2 protein-coding genes are annotated in these 5,563 nt (G+C 67.6%); both read right to left on the reverse strand.

Going from position 1 to position 5,563, the window contains the following annotated elements:
* On the reverse strand, nt 1-1,668 hold a 1,668-nt coding region (locus ACQ4OD_RS26155; protein ID WP_430945200.1), incomplete at its 3' end, for a condensation domain-containing protein.
* Nucleotides 1,669-1,683: 15 nt separating this feature from the next.
* Nucleotides 1,684-5,563: amino acid adenylation domain-containing protein (locus ACQ4OD_RS26160; protein ID WP_430945201.1), on the reverse strand; the 3,880-nt coding region annotated here is incomplete at its 5' end.

The following is a 5,563-nucleotide window of genomic DNA, read 5'->3' on the forward strand; positions in this document are numbered from 1 at the left end:
CGCGATGCCCACCAGCACATCCGGCCCCACGCCCTGCGCGCGCAGCTTGTGCGCCAGGCGGTTGGCGCGGCGGTTGAGCTGGTCGTAGCTCAGCGTCTGCCCAGCGAAGGTCACGGCGATCGCTTCAGGTGTGCGCGCCGCCTGCTGCTCGATCAGCGCATGGGCGCACTCGGTGCTCGGATAGCGCCGCACATCAGCCGTCCATGCCCCCAGCTCAGCCGCATCGAGCAACGGCAACTGCGCCACGCGCTGGGCGAGATCCGCGCAGATGCCCTGCAACAGGTTGCGCCAATGCCGGCCGATGCGCTCGACCGTGGCCGCATCGAACAGCGAGGTGGCGTAGGTGAACGCCGCAATCAGCCCACCCTCGTGCTCGGCCGTGTTGAGGATCAGGTCGAACTGGGTGGTCTGCCCTTCCCAGCTCAATCCCTCAACCTGCAAACCGCCCAGCTCACGGACCATGCCCGGGCTTTCGGCCTGGTGGTTGAACAACACCTGGAACAACGGGTTGTGGCTCATGCTGCGCTCGGGCTGCAGCGCCTCGACCAGTTGCTCGAACGGCAGGTCCTGGTGCGCCTGGGCCTGCAGCGAGGTTTCACGCACCTGCTGCAGCAACGCGGTGAAGGTGGTCTGCGGCGCGAACTCGGCCTTGAGCACCTGGGTGTTGACGAAGAAGCCGATCAGCCCCTGGGTTTCGGCGCGGGTACGGTTGGCCACCGGCACGCCGACACGGATGTCGGCTTGCCCGCTGTAGCGGTGCAGCAGGGTCTGGAAAGAGGCCAGCAACAGCATGAACAGGGTCACCCCCTGCTGGCGCGCCAGGGCCTTGAGCCCCTGCGCCAGGGAGGCATCGATATCGATGGCCAGGCGTGCGCCCTGGAAGCTCTGCACCGACGGCCGCGGGCGGTCGACAGGCAGCTCCAGCAGCGGCTGCTCGCCCGCCAGTTGCTCGCGCCAGTAACCGAGCTGGCGCTCCTGCTCGCCCGCCTCCATCCAGTCGCGCTGCCACAGGGCGTAGTCGGCGTACTGGATCGGCAGCTCGGCCAAGGTCACCGGCGAGCCCAGGCGCAAGCCCTCGTACAGGCGGATCAGCTCGTCCACCAGGATCGGCGTGGACCAGCCATCGGAAACGATATGGTGCACAGTCAGGATCAGCACATGCTCTTCAGGCCCCAGCACCAGCAGCCTGACCCGCAGCAACGGACCATGCTCCAGGTCGAACGGCAGCTGCACCTCGGCCTCCACGCGCGCGCGGATGGCTGCCTGCAAATCTGTCGAGTCCTCAGGCACGAAGGGCTCCACCGCCAGCGCCACAGGCATTGGCGGATGGACGATCTGCAGCGCGCCGTCACCTTCCTGGCGGAAGGTGGTGCGCAGGGTTTCGTGGCGCGCCACCAGGCTGTCGAAGCTGTGCTGCAACGCCTCGACATCCAGCGTGCCCTTGAGCCGCAGCGCCGCCGGGATGTTGTAGGCGGCGCTGTGCGGGTCGAGCTGCCAGAGGAACCACTGGCGCTGCTGTGCATAGGAAAGCGCTGCCCCGTCCGCCGAGTCCCTTCTGAAGATCGGGGTGACCCCGTAGAGGTTGACACCCTGGCGCTTGAGCAAGGCTGCCAATGCCTTGCGCTCCCTGGTGGACAGCGACTTTACGGAGTCGAGCAGCTCTTGCACTTTGAATGTCTCCCGCTAAGCGATCAGATTATCTATTTCCTGTGCAGTAAGACGTTTCAAGGCCTCCAAGGATTTAGTCAGCTCGTCATGGGCGTTGGCGACCTGCCCCGACTTGCGCTCCACCACCTGGCTGAAGTCGGCCAGCGTGGCCTGCTCGAACAGCTCGTTGAGACTCAGGTCGACGCCCAGTTGCTCGCGCACCCGGCCGATCACCTGGACGATCAGCAGCGAGTGCCCGCCGAGGTCGAAGAAGTTGTCCTGCAGGCCCACCCGCTCGACCTGCAGCACCTCGGCCCAGATCGCCGCCAGCTTGCGCTCCAGCTCCGTGACCGGTGCCACGTGGGCTGCCTGCAACTGGCTGGCATCCGGCAGTGGCAGGGCCTTGCGGTCGAGCTTGCCGTTGGGGGTCTGCGGCATGCGCGTCAGGCCGACCAGATGGCTCGGCACCATGTAGTCCGGCAGGCCGGCCTTCAGGTGCGCACGCAGCTCGCCGCGCAGCGCTTCCACGCTTTGCTGCGCATCGTGCAGCACCAGGTAGGCCGCCAATTGCTTGCCGGCCGGGCCATCGATATCGATCACCGCGGCCTCGCGGATCGCCGGGTGCAACAGCAGGCGCTCCTCGATTTCGCCCAGTTCGATACGGAAGCCACGGATCTTCACCTGGTGGTCCAGGCGCCCGACGTACTCGATCACCCCGTTCTCGCGGTAGCGGGTCAGGTCGCCGGTGCGATACAGGCGCGCGCCCGGCTCGCTGGCGAACGGGTCCGGCACGAAACGCTCGGCGGTCAGGCCCGGGCGGTTGTGGTAGCCCCGCGCCAAGCCGTCGCCGCCGATCAGCAACTCGCCACGCGCGCCTTGCGGCAGCACATCGAGCTCGTCGCTGAGCACGTGCAGGCGGGTGTTGGCCAGCGGCCGTCCCAGCCACACGTCGTCGCTGTCGGTCAGGTAATGGCAGGCCGACCAGATGGTGGTCTCGGTCGGGCCGTAGACGTTCCACACATGCCCGGCCTGGGCGATCAGGCGCTGGGCCAGCTCGGCGCTCAGTGCCTCGCCGCCGCACAGCACCTTCTTGCCGGCAAAGGCGCCGGGCGCCGCGGCGTCCAGCAGCATGCGCCAGGTCGACGGGGTGGCCTGGACGACGCTGACCGCCCGGGTCTGGATCACCGCCAGCAACGCCTGCGGGTCCTTGTTCACCTGCTCGCCCAGCAGCACCACGCAGGCTCCGCGCAGCAACGGCAAGTACAGCTCAAGGCCGGCGATGTCGAACGAGAGCGAGGTCAGCGACAGCACCTTGTCATGAGCATCGATACCCGGCTGGCGCGCCATGCTGCAGAGGAAGTTGACCAGCGCGTCGTGGCGGATGGTCACGCCCTTGGGCTTGCCGGTGGAGCCGGAGGTGTAGATCACATAGGCGAGGTTTTCCGGGTGCGCCAGCGGGCGCGGGTTGTCCTGGCTGTACTCGCCCGGCAGCGCCTGGTCCAGGCACAGGCTGTGCACCTGCGGCGGGATCGGCAGGCGTTGCAGCAGGGGGCTCTGGGTCAGCAGCAGCGCAATGCCGCTGTCCTCCATCATGTAGGCCAGGCGGTCCTCGGGGAACTGCGGGTCCAGCGGCACGTAGGCGCCACCGGCCTTGAGCACCGCCAGCAGGCCGACAAGCATGTCCAGGCTCCGCTCCACCGCGATCCCCACCAGCACATCGGGGCCGACGCCCAAGCTGCGCAGGTGGTGGGCCAGGGCGTTGGCGCGCTGGTTCAGTTGCGCGTAGCTCAGCGACTGCTCACCCAGCACCGCGGCGACGGCCTGCGGCGTGCGGGCAGCCTGTGCCTCGATCAGCTGCTGGACGGTCTGCCCGCGCGGGTAGTCGGCGGCGCTGTCGTTCCAGGCGTACAGGGTGCGCTCGCGCTCCTCGCGGCTCAGCAACGGCAGTTCGGCGACGCGCTGCCCGGCGCCCTGGCAGATGCCCTGCAACAGGTTGCGCCAGTGCTCGGCCATGCGCGCTACGGTCGCCGGCTCGAACAGGCTGGTAGCGTAGGTCAGGGTCGCGCTCAGGCCGCCTTCGTGTTCGGCAGTGTCCAGGGTCAGGTCGAACTGTGCGGTCTGCTTGTCCGACACCAGCCCCTGCAGGCTGAGGCCCGCAAGTACGCGGGATTCACCCAGCACCTGGGTCTGGTGGTTGAACATCACCTGGAACAGCGGGCTGTGGCTCAGGCTGCGCTCGGGCTGCAGGGCTTCGACCAATTGCTCGAAGGGCAGCTCCTGGTGCGCCTGGGCGCCCAGGGCGGTGTGCTTGACCTGTTGCAGCAGTTCGTCGAAACGAATCTGCGGCTGGAAGCGCGCATCCAGCACCTGGGTGTTGACGAAGAAGCCGATCAGGCCTTCGGTCTCGGCCCGGGTGCGGTTGGCCACCGGCACGCCGACACGGATGTCCGACTGGCCGCTGTGGCGATGCAGCAAGGCCTGGAACGAGGCCAGCAGGAGCATGAACAGGGTCACGTCATGCTGCCCGGCCAGCGTCTTGAGCTGGGCAACCAGGCTTGGCTCAAGGTCCACCGGCAGGCGCGCACCCTCATATTGCTGCACCACAGGGCGCGGGCGATCGGTGGCCAGTTCGAGGATCGGCTGGGTGCTGCCCAGGCGCGCCTGCCAGTAGTCGAGCTGGCGCTGTTGTTCGCCGGCTTCCATCCACTGACGCTGCCAGGCCGCGTAGTCGGCATACTGGAAGGCCAGCGCCGGCAGTTGCGGGGCCTGGCCTTGCAGGTGGCTTTCATAGCCGCGCACCAGTTCGTCGACCAGGATCGGCATCGACCAGCCGTCAGCAACGATATGGTGCAGCACCAGTACCAGCACATGCTCGTCGGCGCCCAGGCGCAGCAGGCGGGCGCGCAGCAACGGGCCGTGTTGCAGGTCGAACGGCTGGCGCACCTGGGTCTCGACCCAGGCCTGCACGCCGGCTTCGTCCAGGGCCGCCGTGGTGATGTCCAGCGGCGTTTGCAGACGCGCATGCACCACCTGCTCGGCACTGTCGCCCTGCTGGCGGAAGGTGGTGCGCAGGGTTTCGTGGCGGGCGACCAGCGCGGCGAAGCTGCTGCGCAGTGCCTCGATATCCAACTCGCCCTTCAAGCGCAGGGCCGACGGAATGTTGTAGGCGGCACTGGCCGGCTCCAGTTGCCAGAGGAACCACTGGCGTTGCTGGGCGTAGGACAAGGCCAGCGGCTGGTTACGGTCCACGACGCTGAACGCCGGCGCCTGGCTGGCCGCGCCTTCGCCAGCGGCCTGGGCGAAGGCCTGCAGGTCGGCGGATTCGAACAGGCTGCGCAGCGACACTTCCAGGTCCAGGCGCTGGCGAATCCGCGAGGTTACCTGGGTGGCCAGCAACGAGTGGCCGCCGAGTTCGAAGAAGTTGTCGTGCAGGCCCACCTGCTCGACCTTCAGCACCTCGGACCAGATCGCCGCCAGTTGCTGCTCGAGCGCCGTGCGCGGGGCCACGTAGCCCTGTTGCAGCTGGCTGGCATCCGGTTTGGGCAGGGCCTTGCGGTCCAGCTTGCCGTTGGCGGTCAGTGGCCACTGGTCCAAGACCAGGAAGTGCGTCGGCACCATGTAGTCCGGCAGGTTGGCTTTCAGGTGCTGTTTCAGCGTGTCACGCAGGGCCGCATGATCGGCAGCTGGATCTTGAGCGATCAGGTAGGCAGCCAGTTGCTTGCCCCCTGCCCCGTCGATATCCAGCACCAGTACTTCACGCACCGCCGCATGTTCTTGCAGGCGCGCTTCGATCTCGCCCAGTTCGATACGGAAACCGCGGATCTTCACCTGGTGGTCGATACGGCCCACGTACTCGATCACGCCCTGTTCGCGGTAACGCGCCAGGTCGCCGGTGCGGTACAGGCGCCCGCCTTCA

Source organism: Pseudomonas sp. WC1 (assembly GCF_050586565.1).
Classification (GTDB): Bacteria; Pseudomonadota; Gammaproteobacteria; order Pseudomonadales; family Pseudomonadaceae; genus Aquipseudomonas.